Here is a 16,909-nt window from a genome sequence, read left to right on the forward strand (position 1 = left end):
CAAGCGACGTACGAGCGGACACACAAACCTGCAGCCTAAGCAAACGAAATGGGATTTTCATACATTCTCGGTTTGGTGTGTCCACCATATTGACTTAATACCATACTTCTGTTCAATATCATCGTTAAAGTGCCACGTTATAACAATACTACCTATTCTACTGTAACCCTAGAGAGTTAGAGTCTTGTATCAACGGTCAGGTCGCGATGGCTGGCGCCTACTTCTACCAGAACGTGAACGGTATCGTCGACAGGTTGCTCAGCGAGCAACTTTCCGACGGAGGCTGGAATTGCGATGCATCAGATGGATCGACGCGTTCTTCGTTCAACACAACCATCTGCGTGCTGGAGGCGTTGCTGCAGTACGAGCGGACCCGCGGTGGAACCTCGGAGGTGACAGCGGCTCGTCTTCGTGGGCAGGAGTATCTCCTAGAGAGAGGCCTTTTACGGCGGAGGTCGACCGGAGAGGTTATTGAGCGAGATCGTAAGAGTGGTGCTGAGTGGACGCACTTTGCCTTTCCGACGTGGTGGTACTACGATGTGCTCCGTGGTCTGGATTACCTGCGCGACGCCGAAATCACACCCGACGAACGCGTGGCAGAGGCAATTGAGTTGGTAGCGTCTAAGGGACAGGGCGACGGCTGCTAGATACTCGATACCCAGGCGTGATGCATATCGAGATGAACGAGTTCGAGAAGCAACCGAGCCGTTGGAACACCCTCCGCGCCATGAGTGTTATCAGGTGGTACGAGAATGCTTAGCCCTGCACAGGGAAATCCAACTTTGACCTATAGGGAACTTCTGCCCCGGAAGTGTTTGAATGTACCGTTGCATGAATATGCACCAATGACCATGAGACACTTATGGGGCTATTGGTCAGCTTTATGCAATATGCGTCTACCCAATTAATGTATAATCATGTTAAAGATTCTTGACATTCCATATGATTATCCGAATGACGATTCCACCATGTTATTGTCGTTCGATGAGAAGGTAGATTCTGAGGGGTTAGCATGGTGTTTCTATCGTTTGTGTTGTTTGTAGAAATGTGCCATTGCTGTTGCAATAAGTTGGTTGTCTTCATCGTACACATCTGCGTGAAATACAATAATGACACGACTGTTCTGGATGACTTTGATATCTGCACGCAAATCACCGTTACGTCCAGGTTTGATAAAGTCTACGGAGATATTTAAGGTGAATGCACGTTCAACAGTTCTGTCGATTACAAATGCTGTTTCTGCCATAGCCGTATCGATAAATGCGGTCATTAGACCACCGTGTAGGATACCGTATCTATTGAGAAGTTCATCCGATATGCTCATGGCATAGGAGTATTGATCTTCTAACGGAGACGAAAGGCTCCGAAAGCTCATGACCTCTTGAACAAACGCTAGTGGTTTATGATAAGTTGCTTTTTTCGCACGAATAAGACGCAAGATCTCATCCAATTCATCTTGATCCAAATCTTGCAACTCGTCCATGATGTTTTTCAACACAAGACATACCTCCATAGGAACGGGACTAGATTCGGCTAGATTTCTATATTCGTTAACAATGCGCATCAGCATTATCTCTTAACCAATTGTAAATCTCAACTCAGCACCAAAATTGTTGGAGTTTTTAAATGATTATACGGTTTAAAACTCATTATGCTTTTGTAGTTGTCGGACAGAAGTGGTCCATAAGTGTTCTATCGAATTAAATTGATAGAATGGGAATTAGCTATGGATTCGGCTTTCCATCCCATACACCTGTCAACATGCTGATTAGAGAACACATTGGGTTCTACTCCTGTCAACGACCTTGAGAAGGTGGGGGACGTAACATAAATAGATGCATCACGACGAGACGACCGCGAAGGCAGATGTGGAGATCCAAAAGCGCGACCATAAAAACTTCAAAAAAGGGCGCAGCCCTTTTTTGAATGTTCCTGATGGCTGGAAAGTCCATGAAATCACGGAATTCCGAGCCAAATGTCTGATTTAGTCTAAAAAGAAACCGCTAATTGACTGGGAAAATCTTAGATCATTGAGAGAGAGCATTCAACAGTATGTCTCTGGCTAAAAATCGAATGTAGACTTCGTTGTGCCTACTGTTTCACCATAGAGTTCTCCTTTCGAATGCCGCTAAGCAATAGGACGAGAAATAGGAAGTATGCGACCGCCACGGCAATTAGTGCCCAAATGACGTGTGTACCAATGGTTGCGTCATAAAACCCATGAAAGCAGGCTGCGATCAGCCACATACTTAGCGCCACCAACCATGCGGCTCCGCCACGACTAGCAGCTAGACCAAGCCCGTATGAAGCAATGCCCGCGAAAACCGCGTGCAGAAAGGGGGTGTAGAGCGCTCGGCTTAGTGCTGTGACCACTCCGCTTCCGACTGTGTGGTGGATTACTTCATTCATAAGTCCTTTTTGTACGTAGGAGATATTTTCTACAGCAGAGAAACCAAGTCCCGAACTAATGCCGAGAATCATGAACTCCACCGGCTTCACGTGTATATGTCGGATGCGAACAAATGCTACCGCAAGTAGGACAATGATTTGTTTTGAGAATTCTTCCGTGCATCCAACAAACACAATGTAACTTGGAATAGCAATGGTTGCGTTGTTGGTCTGTAGAAATGGGGTGGCACCATTTGATACCCAAAAGTTCTCCACGAATAGTGCAAACATCGTCCCGATTACGGCAGTAAAGATGTAAGCGATAATATCGGCTATGAGAGAACGGCCGGGTTGAGTTGTCTTGACCAACGGACGAAACACGAAGAACCAAAGTAATGAAAAGTAAACCAACATACCAATCACAACATTCATATCGATGAATTCGAGGAGAATGGGCATGATCGCGAAGAGCAAGATCCCCCAGTATAAACGCGACCTTAGGACTGCAATCAGGTATGTGCTTAATCTGGTTGAAAATGCATTTGTTTCAGAACTGGTAATTAGTGATAAATATCGTGGAGACCGATTTTTATACATAAGATACTCCTTTTAACATGTATTGTGAACGATTGCGTTTGCAGCTGTCTTCATAAAGTTTTGCCTCACGTCAATCGATTCAATCAACATTGACACTCGGAGTATCAAGACTTTTTTCAGAGCTCTCGCAGAATGGATACTATTCGCGATCGGATAGGTATTTTACCAGAATTCCATCCTCCCGCCCCAAGTAGAAATTTCGATATTCGGCCTGCGATAGCGCCTGTTTTAATCAAGAGTAAAGATGCAGCTCAATGATACAATTGAGGAAAATACATTGCTTGTTAAGCCGTGCGGGTGGAAAAAATCATTGTTCAAGATCGAGTTTTGTTGAAATCAAGATAAATGACATTGTGTGTACGGTTATTCCTTCAGATCATGTGGAAAATTGAGTCTTTCAACAACTTTTGTGTGGTAGTTAATGCTGATGGAAAGCGGCGGATGATCTAAATAGGGCATCGCTCTCAAAAGCGATAATGTCATTATCGGAGCAGTCGAATTACGTGATTTCGTTCGGCCATCAACAGCCTAAATAGGGTTCATTTTATCGAAGGAACACTGGCGAAAGGGGGTTATGTCTGAGGCGGTCAAAGCAGTTATTCCGTTCGGGTTCAATGAGTTGGGGCTACATCGAATTTAGGCAAAGGTAATGGTCGAAAACGAGGCGTCGATCAGACTCTTGAAAAGAGTTGGGTGATACATACGATGGTAGTTCAAGTACGCCCTAGAAGTATTGATGACATTAACCTAAAAATGATTGGAACATTATATGTATGAATATTCAGTTCAGTGCTCAGTGCCGTTATTGCCCTATGGGGGCAGGTAAACACAATAGTACCTCTGCCAATAATCATACTTGGTTTGGAATTATATTGGAGGTATGTCTATGTTCTTCGTCAGAGAACTAGTTGAGGATGATGCGGAACAAGTTTGGTTCGATAAACAGTGAGTTGTATGTAAATGGTGAAGGGTCAATCTTGAATGACGTACTCGGTAACACGGTTCATCCAGCATTTGTCGCAATTGATAATACGACTTTCAATATTTCACCAGTTGAAACATAATACGCTGTCGGTTTCCCAATCTGATACTCCATCAACCAAACCGCCTTAGAAGCACGATCTAATTTGCCGTTTGACCGCATCCTGTTAACAATAAAGAAATCGCCAGCGTACCGAAAATCAGTCTCTTCATCAAACCACCTCATATAAACAGATACAGATGCTTTGTTATAGAATTTCCCTTCATCACTTTGGACGCCAAATGTTTCGTTCATCACCTTTTACTTATATCGATCTCAATTAGCGCGCCGTACTGCTAAACGAATAGATGTTAAAGATCGAAGGTGGACAGAACAGGTAAACAGCCTGTTCTTTTGATGTCTTGTGCTGAATACGGCGCCGCCTCTGAAAGGCTATCACCCGGCCCCCTCCACATAAAGGGCACTCCACGCTCCTTATCCTCCTTCCTCGCAAAGTATGCTCGTCAGTCCGGTACCGCGGTTCCGGCCCTTTACATGGAGCCTCTAGCCGGACGATAAGCACGCCTAAGGCGGAGCCCCCCAAGGGGACGCACAAGACGAGGGAGGAACAATGAAATGACAGAAGACAAGATCCAGGCTGCTACGCAGAAACTATTGATGATGTGGGAGTCGGGGAACCTACCAGAGGCGATTGCGCATACGATGATTCAGCCCAAAGGCCGTCCCTGTGACAAATGGAGTCTTGGTAATCGGATTCTAATGCTGGCCAATGAAGCATTGGATGCAAGGGGATTTAAGCAATGGAGCGACGCGGGGCGGAAGGTGAAGAAAGGCAAGAAAGCATTTTACATATTGGGGCCTGTCACGAAGAACATCACGGTAGAGGATAATGAGACTGGGGAGAAAATCACGAAACTGCTGGTTGTTGCGTTTAAAGCCATCCCGGTATTTCGTCTAGAAGATACGGAAGGAGCGCCCGTTCCGGTACCTAATTACGAACCAACTGTACTTCCGCCGCTGATGAATGTGGCCGAAGCGTGGGAAATTCCTGTGCGATATGTGCCGAATTTGGGCAGATTTTATGGGATGTACCGACCTATGACAGATGAGATTATTCTTTGTAGTCATGATGAAATCACTTTTTTTCATGAGTTGGCACACGCGGCTCACCATCAAATTCGTCCGCTCAAAGGTGGACAAGACCCGTTTCAGGAAATTGTGGCCGAGACGTGCGCTGCGGTTCTTTGCTTGATGTACGGGTTTGAAGGGTATGTAGTGGACGCTCGGAACTACGTAGCACATTACGCGGGGATGGCGTCGGGGAACGTGACAAAGGCCGTCATGCAGGCACTGAGCGACATTGAAAAGGTGATGACGCTCATCCTCGAAACGGCTGTAGAACAGGAACTTCAAGCGCTTTCTAAAATATGAGGTGAGTGTCTGCGCTCACTTCCAGCATATCAAATGGCCCTTGTGGTGACCATGAGGGCTATTTGATGGAAGTAATGACCAAAGGGGTGATCCCCTTTGGAATCCCGCGTATTTATGGACGACCGAGCTGGTACACGGTATTGTGTCATGTTGGATTTGTTCATGGTGAGGATGATGGTTATAGGATGATGCACCTGTATTTGCGTGGAAAAAAACGCACTATAAATTGTGTTTGATTGAGCGGCTCACTTTGAAGCGTTATCAGAGATATATTCCATTAGTTCAGTGATACTTTCGAGCTCAAGCCCCTTACATAGGGCCTCCAGGGTATTCATATCTACACCTTTCACATCTTTTCCGTGGTATAACTTCGAAACGGTGATTTGATTGAGCCCCGTGATATTGCATACATCCACAATCTTCAAACGCCTTTCAGCCATCCTGAGATGCAGCCGCCATTCGATCATGTTCCCTCACCACCTTTTACATATGAGTATACACAAAAACTTTACTCTTTAAAATGCGACATTAAAAATCATAAAATTAACATATACTATAGTCTTATTTTAATATAGTTATTTAAATAAAATTATATATACAGTATATTTTGATTTGTTATAATATTTTCACGGTGGAGTGGAATATGTGACTTTCGGGAGGTGGTTTAGTGACAATGGAAGCGCAAGTGATTCGGCGCGCAAGGTGGAAAACAGCAGGACGAGCCGTGCTTTGGACCGTTCTGGTGATTGTTGGTGCCCGAGGCGTGGTTTCCATCTTTAAAAGTCCTGTGGCTCATCCGTCAACCTCTGCCCACCTTGCGCATGTTACCCCAACAATGAATCCGGTTTCGGATGGCGCAAAGACCGAGGCAGTGTTGTTTGTGCAGCAGTGGTTGACCGTTAACGGGAAGCAAACACCACAGGATTGGACAAAGAATCTACAATCTTATATCACACCAAGTTTTGCAGCAGACATGCAAAAGAGTATGCCTGTCACATGGCAAGTTCCGAAATCAGTGAACGGCAAGAAAAAGCCTGCATCTGTACCGGATCCGAATCTTTCTGTTGTGGAAGCAAACGTATGGGATTCGCGTTGGCTCAAAGCTGGAAGTGAGGCATTGGTAACGGTGCGAACGGAAACCAGTGATCATACGCTTTGGTATCTATCTGTGCCTGTCGTGAAAGTAGGTGGGACGTGGCGGGTGAATCATGCACCAGCGTTATTGCCGCATCCGCAAAATCCAAGTGCAGATACGGGGAATCCCGTTATGCCTACGTTAAGTACACAAACATCAAAGCAAGTTCAGGCAACACTTGAGTCATTTTCCCGTGCTTGGTTGACGGGAGATACCAATACAGCGGAACGTTACATGGTTCATCCAGTGCCGGCAACGAATGAAATGCAGTCTATCGGTGGGCAAGTGAAAAGTGTACGTTTCACTACCGTGAGTTCTGATCCACTTGTGGTCAATACGACCGTAGGTGTTGCGACGCACAATATGATCATGGATTTTTCGTATCTGGTGACAATGGTCAAGCAAAATGGTCAGTACTTTATTCAGGCGATTGATTCAAGCAATTAGGTGCTACATAGATTCACGTGCTCGACGGAGAAACAAATTCCGATTGAAAAAACAGTCTATTCAAGCTAGGGGGTTTTTGACATGTTCCAACATGCTGCCCAATGGATTTTGCAACAAGCTGGGTGGGTGATTGTTGCTGCGGTTGTGGTGGTTGGACTGATTGCCTTTTTTCAACGTCGTTTTATGCAGTTGATTGCGACCATTATCGTAGGTGCATTATTGTCTGTGTTTGCGTTCGGTGGAGAGTCTACGATGGAGTCATTGGCCAACACGTTTAAGACCATCTTGGGCATCTAGGAGGCGGGGCCATGCGCATTCATACCTACGCACAGGTTTGGGGACTGAAACGTATTGTGTACCACATCCATAAGATGCGCCTTCCTTTTCCGGTTAATATTGCGGAACTGGGGATTTTTGTGGGCGCAGAGTGTCTTTCCTATCTGTTATGGAGTCGAGGATTTCATCTTGGTTTTGCGCCGCAATTCTTACTTTTTCCTTTTGCGGTGACGTGGGTCATGTCACGTATGGAGTTAGAAGGACGCTCCCCACATCTCTTTTTTGCGAGCCTGATTCGGTATCTTTCGAGACCAAAATTGTGGGCCCGCGGAAACCCAATTCGTGTTCAAAAGGTGAAGTCACTTGAACTGACGCGTGTTGTTCTAGAACAAAAAGGAGCCGAGGTTGCGATCGAGAAAGCGCCAAAGACTCGTCTTTGGTCACGCGCTTCCAGCAATGCAGGGCGAGAAGCCCTTTGATCAAAGGAGGGAGACCATGTGCTTCAAATGCCAACTCGGATTGAGGGGAATTTAGCTTGGATTGACCAGAGGCCGTGGGCATTTTATAAGTTGGTTCCTTACTCGTATGAACCGCTAAGTGAAGCAGAAAAAGAGGCTCAATTTGCCCAATCTGAACGCTTTTTTCGTCACATTCAGGAAGCGGATTATCACGTGTATATGTGGCAAGTGCGCAGACGCTTTGATTGGGAAAGGTACCTAAGCGACTTAGCTGAATCTGCTCAAGCACCCTTTCGAGCGGCAGCGGATGAGGTGACAGGGTATTGGGCAGAGACGATTTATGGGAGTCATGCATTGCCCGACTATGACACGATCATTGCGCTCGAGCTCCCCTTTCAGATTGTCCGCAAATATCGCTTTCTCACGCAAACGTTCGGGATACCCACACGTTGGGTGGAACAAATGATGGGCCTTGGCGGCAAGAGTATTTTTCGAGAGGAGCGCGAAGGGGCACAAATTCGGGAACGGAATCTCTTAAATCGAGTAAATAACCTGCTCCCGGCGGTTCCGCTTGACGCTGTGGAGGTTGCAGATTTCTATCGGCATCACTTTTGGCGGGGATTCAATATGAAAGGACTGCCTGAAAAGCTTCGGAGGCTATGGCCTAAAGGAGAACAAGATCACACGTGGCTATCCGAGGGCTTGGTGATTGATCGGCTTCGTCATCTTGAACTGGTCCAAGGCGAGGAGAAGCAGTATGTCGCTTTTGTGACGATGGCATCCGTTCCAGATGAACTCACCATTCCAGGGCAAGAATTGTTTTATCGGATGCTTACTCAACGGTTCCCAGTGGAATCCATGGTGAGATGGAAACACATTGCACCCAAACAAGCGATGAGAATCGTCAAGAAGAAAAAGCTCGACGTAAAGGATGCTGCTGGGCATGTTGCGGAAGTCGATGATGTTCCGTTGTCTGTCTTAGAAAAGCAAGAAGTCGCCACAGCGTTGGAGTTACATATGCAACACACTCGGCCTCCGCTGCTAGACAGTCGAGTGGCCTTTTGCGTTGAGGCCGAGAGTGAAGAAGAACTGCAGGATTATACCGAGACCATCATTGACCTGCTGGACGATTTCGGATTTGTCGGCGCGCGTCCAACGGGGGAACAGGTTCAACTTTTCGAGAGCTGGTTACCTTCCTCGAAGTGGACGGGATATGGCTATAAGTTACAGTTGTTGCCTCAAGTGGCGGGAGCCATGACTATGCCAGGTGCCAGCAGTATCCTGGGGGATCCAAACGGGATACCCGTCGGATTTTCCGGGCGCGGTGGTGTTGTCAAATTGGATCTTGCACGTGGCCCGCAAATGAACAAATCCGCATCTGTGGTGTTGACCGGGACGCTTGGAAGCGGTAAGAGCTTTACTCTCAACACCCTTCTTTACTATGCGGCACTGATATGGGGGGCCCGTATCTTTATTGTTGATCCAAAGTCGGAACGCTCGCATTGGCCGGGGGTTTTACCTGGACTTGAAAACCAAATACGTACGATTGTCCTTGATGGCCGAAGGAATCCGGGTGCACTCGATCCGTTCCGTTTGATGGAGGATAAGGCTTCCGCCGCCGAAGTTTCGGTTTCCATTTTGAGTCAGCTCCTTCAAATGCAGCATCGCGAAGAAGAACTGATTTTACTCGAAGCAGCTAAGCAAACCAGAGAATTAAAGAATCCAAGTATGGCAGATCTGCTGCGGATTGTTCAAGCGTTACCGGATGATAAGAGTGTCGGGAAATGGTTGCAGCAAGTTGCGGATTTACCGCTTGGCCAACTGATTTTCGGAACGTGGAACAACGAGCAGTCGCCATTACCGGATAGCGGTATGGTGATTTTGCAACTGGCGAATCTGACATTGCCGCAGGACGGGAAAAAAGCAGAGAACCTACGTGAACGAGCAAGTGTTGCCGTGATGACAGCCACCGCAATTCTTGCAGAGAGCTTTATTCTCCACGGGAAAGGTGGATTTCGATTAGCGGCACTCGATGAGGCGTGGACTTGGTTACGAAGCGCAGAAGGCAAGGCGTTGGCGGACCGTTTGGAACGTGCGGGGCGCAGTAGTAATGCGGGGATTTGGATATCCACTCAAAATCCGAGCGATGTTTCCCCAGATTTACTCAATAACGTGAGCAGTTATATCTGTTTGGGGACGAACAACGACAAGGAAACTGAGCTTGCCATTTCTGCACTTGGTTTGCAGCCTACGGATGACCTCAAAAAGAGTTTGCAAGTACGTGTTTCGATGGGGCAAGACGAAGATGGCCGGGAGCGGACAAGTGGCCGAGGTTTTTTGCGAGATTTGGATGGACGGGCTGGATTCCTTGAATTTTATACGCCTCATCCGGTACTCCGAAAGGTATTCAACACAACCCCGGAGGCAGTAGAGGCCAGCAAAGTGAAGGCTGTAGGGGGGAAGTAAATATGCGAAAAAGGCTATGGTCATTCATTCCGATTGTCGGGATTACAGGCATCCTTAATGGATGTGGTGGTGGAGCAGTCTCTTCTTCATCTAGTCGTTTAGATCCGGCGGAAAAAGTGACTGTTTCATTGATTGAAAATGGCTTTGTGTTATATCAAAGAGATAAGCTAAAACCTCTAGTTACATCAAATATAAACATCAATAGCGGTCCATCTTCCGAGTCCAAGATTGCCCCCGGTAACGCCTGGCTTGCATCGGTATCCGATGGTCCGAATGGTGAAACTGTGTATGTATATCTGTCTCCACAAATGGTCTCTGGGGATCAGCTGATGAAATACGGGACTGTTAAACAAGGGACTAATTGGCTAGTCCATAATTGGAATTCAATCAACGTTCCTCAATTGTCATTCTCCGATTTCCAGAAGAGCCCTGAGTATCAGTCCATCGGCATCACCCATTGGACCGAGGTGAAGATCGAATGAGAAGAAAGGCGTTGTACACCTGGCTTGTAACGGCGTTGTTCTGCATGGCGTTTCTTCCGCACGTAGTCGCGCATGCCGCAACAAACAATGGTGGAGATTTGCTGGCCCCAATGACTGGCCCGAATTTTACACAGTATCCGTTGAATAATTATTCCTTAACATACGTTCCCACGAACCAAGGCGGGCTTGTCGATATTAAGGACAACATCTACGAAACGATTAATTGGGGACTCAATGTGGTTTGGCAGATGTACTTGCTTGGTGTCGATAATGTCATTCGGTTGGTTCAATGGGCATTTAATTTACAGATCGTTCAGATACTGACGGGGTCTTTGGCTTTTGCAATTGATGCGATTCGGCGGGCAATCTGGGAACCAATTTGGTATTTCATGAGTGCGATTGCGGTGGCATGGATGATTTACTATTGGGTTTCCGGGCGCGTACAAAAGATGTGGGGAACGGTTTTTACAACCATTGCGATTATTGGGATTGCGGGTGCGGTGTTTAGTAATATGCCAGCTTTATTGAACGGCGCAAATGAGGCCAGTGCACAGGTGAGTACGCAAGTGCTCGATACCATGTCGAGTGGCATGAACCAGGGGAGCACGGACGGGCAATCGGCGCTGGATACAGTCTCAAGTGCGCTTTGGACCGCGTTAGCCAAGGATCCATACCTGATGTTGGAGTTCGGGAATATCAAGGATGGGAAGAAGAACTTCAATACGATTATGCCGATGGACGATCAACAACGACAGAACTGGTTTAATAACCAAACGACAGAACAAGGATTAGGATCCAGACTATCTACACCTAAATACTCAATTACCACGTCAATTGGCTTAGGTACGAGAGCAACCGATTTGGTTGTTATTTTTATCGTTGGTCTTGTGTTTTCGGTCATGTTGGCTTACTACGCTTTTCAGTTGGTTTGGTGGCAGTTTGTCGCCTTGGCGAGAGGCATGATGGCTGCATCTTTTTTACTTGTCTCGCTTTGGCCGGAACATGGTTTACGGGAAGTTGGAAAGTGGGCCTTTAGTTGCATTGAGGCTTTTGTATATAAGGTCGTGATGACCATAGCGCTGGGTTCCATACTGGTTATGTACATGGGCATTACAAATGCGATGTCTCAACTTGGCTGGCTTCCAACGCTCTTGATGCAGATTGCGATGATTATCGCCGTTTGGACGACAATCAAAGAGCTGAAGGGGAAAGCATTAGGACTTCCCTTACCAAGTGGCCACGTTTTAGGCGGCGGTGGTCCAACGCCAGGTGCGGAAGAAGGGCAGAAGTCACTTCGCGTTGGGACGGCTTTAGCAGGAGCCATGGCAACTGGTTCTATTACAGCAGGGGCGATATCGCTCGGGAGACCGGAATTTCTTCGGCGTGGTTTTGCCCAATATCTCGCACAAAAACGAAGAGACGGTCTCAATACAAGAGAGTCGATGGCGCAGATGACAGAACGTGGCCTCGACCCAGCCAGTGCCGAAGATCGCCATACGTTTGCCGAAATGCTCCGTGATGAAGGACAGCCAGGGAAGCAGCAAGGTAAGCTTTTGAACTCCTTGCCAACACAGCCTGCTTCAGCGTTAAAGACGCCCAAACTGATGCCGAATCTCAATTCGGATGCGCAGCGTGTATGGCGGAATATGTCCCGTTCGGGTGTCAATCCAGCGCTTGCATCGGAATCATCGATTCGAGAATGGATCAGAAAACACCCAGAAGATGAACCGCACATGGAAGCTGTACAACGGTTTGCGAGCCTCCCAGTTAGTGAGACGGTGGTCAATCCCCCCAATAAGAGTAGTGGGTATTACATACCTCCGGAAAACCCCGGTAGAGAGCATCCGGAGTACGCCTATTGGGACAAGAATTACAAAGAAGACCGAATGATATACGAACAGGTCAAACAAAGAGTGGATGCGAAAGCAAGGCTGGAACATGACCAGGCGGTGAATGTATACCGCGCACAACCTTTTTATCGGCGGATTCGTGCAGGGAAGCCGGTGTATCAGGCACCGACAGCCGCTCAGTATGTAAAGGCGTTCCATGAAATTCGGAACCGACCTCGCCCAATTGTAGTTAACAAACCGTCTAAGGGGGAACCGAGTCATGAATCACGATGACCGCGTGACAGAACTATATCCAGTTCCCCCTAAAGATCGAGAACGAATTGTTCTGCAGGTGTTAAAAGGGTTCATCGTGTGGTTTTTCCGTAATCTCATGGCGCAACCGAAAATGCGGCAACTGTATGAGGCGAGAAGGAGCCCAGTTATACTCCTTCTCGGTTTTGCTTGTTTCGGTCTTATCATGAGTGGCATTTATCATGAAGTTCGTCATCTCTTCATGTCTCCCAGTCACAAAACCAAGTCAGAACAACACCACGCTAACCCTGCTGTTTCAGTATCCGCATTAAAGGAACCAGAAGGAACTGTCTCTTCCACTTTGACGAAGCAAATATCGCCGAAAACATCCGTTCCAGCGTTTCATTTGAGGCCACCGAAATTTATCGTTGAGCCCGGGCCGAAAGGTCTGAAGGCACCAAGTGAAGTAGAACAGGTGGCTTCGCGTTTTGCCTGGCTTGATAATTTGTCTGGCGCACAAGCAAGTGGCCCAGCGATTCTGGCACAGCTTCGGCAGATGACAACGCCCAATTTGTATGGGCAACTTGCGAGTGGTTTTTCACCACCCAAGACAAAACAAACTTGGATGGATATCAAGGTATATCTGGTTCGCGTGGAATCAGACGGTTCGTGGTGGGTGAATACGATTGCGGAAGCCAAGAACAGTGCAGGACAAGTACAACAGCTTCGTCTCTTTGACAATTTGGTGAAGGAGGGAACAACGTGGAAGGTGCAGCGCGTGGCTTTCGTCCCGCCTACGGACTAATCGGTGGGGGTGCGTTTCTTCTTGTGATCCTGTTTTGTAGCCCGATTCTCCTTGGACTTCTTGCGGTCATGTCGACTACAGGTGGCATGACCTCATCAGGTACTGAGGCTATGCAACCGAGTCCAAATGTAGATGGCGCCATTCCTGTACCCAAGGCGTTGATACCCGTTTATGAGGCGGCTGGACAAAAATACAACGTCACTTGGACCGTGTTGGCTGCCATTCATTACGTGGAAACCAACTTCTCGATGGGGGATTCTCCGACTAGTTCTAAAGGCGCAGAAGGGCCGATGCAATTTGAACCGAGCACGTTTGCCGAGTACGGAGTAACTGCACCTGGGCAATCTTGTTCACCGAATATTCAAAACTTATACGATGCAATTTATACAGCAGCTCACTATCTATCTGCCAATGGATTCGCGCAAAATCCGGACCAGGCCATCTTTCAATACAACCATGCGGGATGGTATGTCGAAGAGGTGATGAGTGATGCTCGTCAAATCGGATCGATATCCGCTATTCATTCTAGTCGTTCGCCTCTGGGGGCAAACACCTATAACACCATTATGAGTGACGCCTTACAATACCAAGGTTATCCTTACGTATTCGGTGGAGCCAGTCCACAGACGAGTTTTGATTGTTCTGGTCTAACTCAATGGGTTTACGGAAAGGCAGGTATCCAACTACCACGTACAGCACAGGCGCAATACGATGCGACGAAGCATATTTCAGAGTCGCAGGCAAAACCGGGAGATCTGGTGTTTTTCTCCGGGACGTATGAAGCCAATACGACAGTGACACACGTTGGAATCTACGTTGGCGGGAACATGATGTATGATGCAGACAACGAGGGGGTTGGCTACCATGCTTTGACAGGATATTGGACAAAACATCTGTACGGATATGGTAGAGTCAAGGTAATAGAATAAGTTCGGGCATATATAAAAGCCCTGTACCAGGCTACTAACCTAGATACAGGGCACGTCCCTCTCGAATGATACACCATCGAGAGCGGTTTATCGCATCCCCAGCACCACCTGGGTTATAAAAAGATACCGGAACCAAACCTCATTATACATAGTGGGCGCGGACTTGCGCTTGTGTGGCTCATCGATCCTGTTCCATCTTAAGCGCTGCCTTTGTGGCGGCTGTTGAGAATTACCTTGTTCGGCAGTTGAACAAGTTTGGCGGTGATGCTAAGGTATCTGATGCAGCTCGTGTTCTCCGTCTCGCGGGAACCGTGAACAGTAAAAACGGCGAAAACGTTGAGGTTCAGTACCGACACGGCTACCGGTACACCTTGCGTGACTTAGAACGAGAATATCTACCTGCCCTCTCTTCTCGGAAACGTAGTGATGACTAGCAATCAAGTGTGCATCATCGGTTGGACAATCTGGTTTTTAGGAGGAGCATGCGGGGAGGGTGAGTGGCATTAGCCACGAGGGAACGAGCGTTAGCGGCTGTTCCCTGTGTAGAGCCTGTGGAGGTTGTGGGCAACCTTGGTTTTGGGTTGTCCATCAAATCCACAGGCTGTGACGTTCCTCTATGCTATGAAAAAGCCCTATCCTTGTTAAGAAATCCTCTCGAATACCATCGTATTTACTAAGCACTTGTTTTTGGCCCTCCTTGATCATGGGATTGTCAAACGTGTACCCAATCTACCTGTAGTGGCCAGTTCTTCCCGGTTCCGAGGATGAAAAAGGTTGCCTGACTGGCTTTTGTGGTTCCATTACATCTAGTTAGAGGTTGAAATTCAAAGGAAAAATAGAAAAGAGGTCCATGTAGACCTCTTCCGCGAAACAAGTAGGGCGTGGAATTTCTGTTGGTGTGGGTCTGTCACTTCACTGTCCACTTTGCAATTGCAACCACGACGGCCTACGTACGATCTATTAGAATCGAATATTTAATATCGTTTTACGTGGTGTTCAGAATCTTATCGACGAGGCGTGTGGCCCAAAGAGTAATAATCTCCAGACGACCACTGCCCCGGCTTTTGCCAAACGCGTACCCAGGCTACCTTCATGACAGATGGCTGCACGGATGGTCCATCAAACTCTTGAGCAGAATTCTCAATAATCAGATACATGGGAGCCGAAGTGATCCCAGAGGAGAGCTGTCCCACTTTTCGACCATCATAGTAGTAGGTTACACTGCCAGGTTCCCAGTCCGCAGCAAACGTATGCCATCCAGTATAGTTTCCCGGAACATTGGCTCCAGGACCTCCGGCATCAGAGTGGAAGTGATAGGCGGCTGATCCGCTGAGGCCCTCCATAATGTCCATTTCTCCGTCCGTGGGCCAACTCTGACCGTCTGTCCAGAAGGCTGGCCAATTGGCGATCTGAGAACCTGACCCTGGAAGATAGATCCTTGCTTCGACGTAGCCGTAAGTAAATTGAAACCCCTTGTGGCCGGGAACTCCGTCATCTGGATTTGTCGAGACCAAAGCACCAGAGCCATTCAAGTTCAAATTCAGTGTACCGTCTGATTGTGACACGTTGGAGGCGAGCATTTCCGTGTTGTTCTGCGTGTTTCCATTGGTGAACCAGTATGGTGTCCATACTGAAGTATTTAGTGAGTTCCTATTGAACTCGTCATCGAAAGTGAGTTTGGAGAAACCTGCTGGTGGAGCAGAATCAATGCCCCTAACATTACCATCTCTCGGAGTGGTAGACTCGTGCTGAGGCGCTAAAGCCTTAACGTTCAGCGGATGTGTTGCAGCTGAAACCGTTCCAGGCGCTAGTACACCGGCTAAACAAGCAGTGGTTAGCGACATACTTATCATGATATTCTTTCTCATAGAATGATCCTCCCTTTCACAGTAAATCAGCTTACTGTTAAATGCTTTACTTTCCACCTCTCTCTACTATGACATGTATGTGATTTGACCAATTGATCAACAGTCACCTTATCTGTAATGATTCCGTTAAATAGTGATAAATCTCCTGTTGATGCACGGATCTTATAGAAAATCTATCTTGAAGTGTAAATAACAAAAAATCATTAATTGGTAGCAAAGATATCGATCATCAACACGTTTTAATTATTCTGAACTTTGTAGTAAAAAGTTGGCTCATGCTTATAAACACATCGTAATCGTATCTTTTTATTTTTTCAAACATATTGCACCTTGTGTCGCGAAGAACTCCAACCTATACACTTGACCCAGCAAAATGCTTCGTTTGACGTCTTGGAGAAACACGGTGGAGGGGGATTAAAACCTGAAGAGCGTATAGAATTTCTTGGTATGGCCAAGCAAGTGTGGTATTAAGTCAATATGGTGGACACACCAAACCGAGAATGTATGAAAATCCCATTTCGTTTGCTTAGGCTGCAGGTTTGTGTGTCCGCTCGTACGTCGCTT

Annotated in this window: 16 protein-coding genes; 11 read left to right on the forward strand and 5 right to left on the reverse strand. The window is 47.1% G+C overall.

The annotated features are described in order from the left end of the window. Positions 1 to 206 precede the first annotated feature (206 nt). On the forward strand, positions 207 to 647 hold the full coding sequence (locus tag ACFSB2_RS13015) for a hypothetical protein (protein WP_377943498.1): 441 nt from the start codon (positions 207 to 209) through the stop codon (positions 645 to 647). Positions 648 to 1,021: 374 nt separating this feature from the next. Here ACFSB2_RS13015 and ACFSB2_RS13020 read toward each other — a convergent pair whose 3' ends face one another. After that, on the reverse strand, positions 1,022 to 1,498 hold the full coding sequence (locus tag ACFSB2_RS13020; RefSeq protein ID WP_377943499.1) for a PaaI family thioesterase: 477 nt from the start codon (positions 1,496 to 1,498) through the stop codon (positions 1,022 to 1,024). 593 nt (positions 1,499 to 2,091) lie between these two features. Beyond that, positions 2,092 to 2,985, reverse strand: coding sequence for a PrsW family intramembrane metalloprotease (locus ACFSB2_RS13025; RefSeq protein WP_377943500.1), 894 nt, complete (start codon positions 2,983 to 2,985; stop codon positions 2,092 to 2,094). A 541-nt stretch (positions 2,986 to 3,526) separates the two neighbouring features. Here ACFSB2_RS13025 and ACFSB2_RS13030 point away from each other — a divergent pair. Beyond that, positions 3,527 to 3,625: a GNAT family N-acetyltransferase gene (locus ACFSB2_RS13030; protein ID WP_377943512.1), complete on the forward strand. Its 99-nt coding sequence runs from the start codon at positions 3,527 to 3,529 to the stop codon at positions 3,623 to 3,625. A 363-nt stretch (positions 3,626 to 3,988) separates the two neighbouring features. On the opposite strand, the gene ACFSB2_RS13035 is transcribed toward ACFSB2_RS13030, so the two are convergent. Further along, entirely contained in the window at positions 3,989 to 4,261 is a 273-nt protein-coding gene (locus ACFSB2_RS13035) for a hypothetical protein (protein WP_377943501.1), read from the reverse strand. 321 nt (positions 4,262 to 4,582) lie between these two features. On the opposite strand from ACFSB2_RS13035, the gene ACFSB2_RS13040 reads away from it, so the two are divergent. Further along, entirely contained in the window at positions 4,583 to 5,398 is an 816-nt protein-coding gene (locus ACFSB2_RS13040; RefSeq protein WP_377943502.1) for an ArdC-like ssDNA-binding domain-containing protein, read from the forward strand. Positions 5,399 to 5,643: 245 nt separating this feature from the next. Here ACFSB2_RS13040 and ACFSB2_RS13045 read toward each other — a convergent pair whose 3' ends face one another. Further along, entirely contained in the window at positions 5,644 to 5,865 is a 222-nt protein-coding gene (locus ACFSB2_RS13045) for a helix-turn-helix domain-containing protein (RefSeq protein ID WP_377943503.1), read from the reverse strand. Positions 5,866 to 6,071: 206 nt separating this feature from the next. Between ACFSB2_RS13045 and ACFSB2_RS13050 the strand changes: the two genes are divergently transcribed. The 8 genes from ACFSB2_RS13050 to ACFSB2_RS13085 all read left to right on the forward strand — a co-directional run bounded on the left by ACFSB2_RS13050 (position 6,072) and on the right by ACFSB2_RS13085 (position 14,477). Then, positions 6,072 to 6,980: a conjugal transfer protein gene (locus ACFSB2_RS13050; RefSeq protein ID WP_377943513.1), complete on the forward strand. Its 909-nt coding sequence runs from the start codon at positions 6,072 to 6,074 to the stop codon at positions 6,978 to 6,980. Between the two features lie 81 nt (positions 6,981 to 7,061). Continuing rightward, the gene (locus ACFSB2_RS13055; RefSeq protein ID WP_377943504.1) at positions 7,062 to 7,277 is read left to right on the forward strand and encodes a TcpD family membrane protein; all 216 of its coding nucleotides are present in this window, start codon (positions 7,062 to 7,064) and stop codon (positions 7,275 to 7,277) included. An 11-nt stretch (positions 7,278 to 7,288) separates the two neighbouring features. Next, complete coding sequence (locus ACFSB2_RS13060) at positions 7,289 to 7,735, forward strand: TcpE family conjugal transfer membrane protein (protein ID WP_377943506.1); 447 nt, start codon at positions 7,289 to 7,291, stop codon at positions 7,733 to 7,735. Positions 7,736 to 7,762: 27 nt separating this feature from the next. Further along, positions 7,763 to 10,180 carry an ATP-binding protein gene (locus tag ACFSB2_RS13065; protein ID WP_377943514.1) on the forward strand — a complete coding sequence of 806 codons (2,418 nt, stop codon included), beginning with the start codon at positions 7,763 to 7,765 and terminating at the stop codon, positions 10,178 to 10,180. 2 nt (positions 10,181 to 10,182) lie between these two features. Beyond that, a complete protein-coding gene (locus ACFSB2_RS13070; protein WP_377943507.1) occupies positions 10,183 to 10,662 on the forward strand; it encodes a hypothetical protein in 480 nt (159 codons plus the stop codon). After that, entirely contained in the window at positions 10,659 to 12,785 is a 2,127-nt protein-coding gene (locus ACFSB2_RS13075; RefSeq protein ID WP_377943508.1) for a hypothetical protein, read from the forward strand. The genes ACFSB2_RS13070 and ACFSB2_RS13075 overlap by 4 nt, the downstream gene beginning before the upstream one ends. Continuing rightward, entirely contained in the window at positions 12,772 to 13,548 is a 777-nt protein-coding gene (locus ACFSB2_RS13080; protein ID WP_377943509.1) for a hypothetical protein, read from the forward strand. The genes ACFSB2_RS13075 and ACFSB2_RS13080 overlap by 14 nt, the downstream gene beginning before the upstream one ends. After that, positions 13,506 to 14,477: a C40 family peptidase gene (locus tag ACFSB2_RS13085; protein ID WP_377943510.1), complete on the forward strand. Its 972-nt coding sequence runs from the start codon at positions 13,506 to 13,508 to the stop codon at positions 14,475 to 14,477. The genes ACFSB2_RS13080 and ACFSB2_RS13085 overlap by 43 nt, the downstream gene beginning before the upstream one ends. Before the next feature lie 1,004 nt (positions 14,478 to 15,481). Here the strand turns inward: ACFSB2_RS13085 and ACFSB2_RS13090 are convergent. Beyond that, positions 15,482 to 16,042: a glycoside hydrolase family 16 protein gene (locus ACFSB2_RS13090; protein WP_377943511.1), complete on the reverse strand. Its 561-nt coding sequence runs from the start codon at positions 16,040 to 16,042 to the stop codon at positions 15,482 to 15,484. Between the last annotated feature and the right edge of the window lie 867 nt (positions 16,043 to 16,909).

This window comes from Alicyclobacillus fodiniaquatilis (assembly GCF_042678105.1).
Classification (GTDB): Bacteria; Bacillota; Bacilli; order Alicyclobacillales; family Alicyclobacillaceae; genus Alicyclobacillus; species Alicyclobacillus fodiniaquatilis.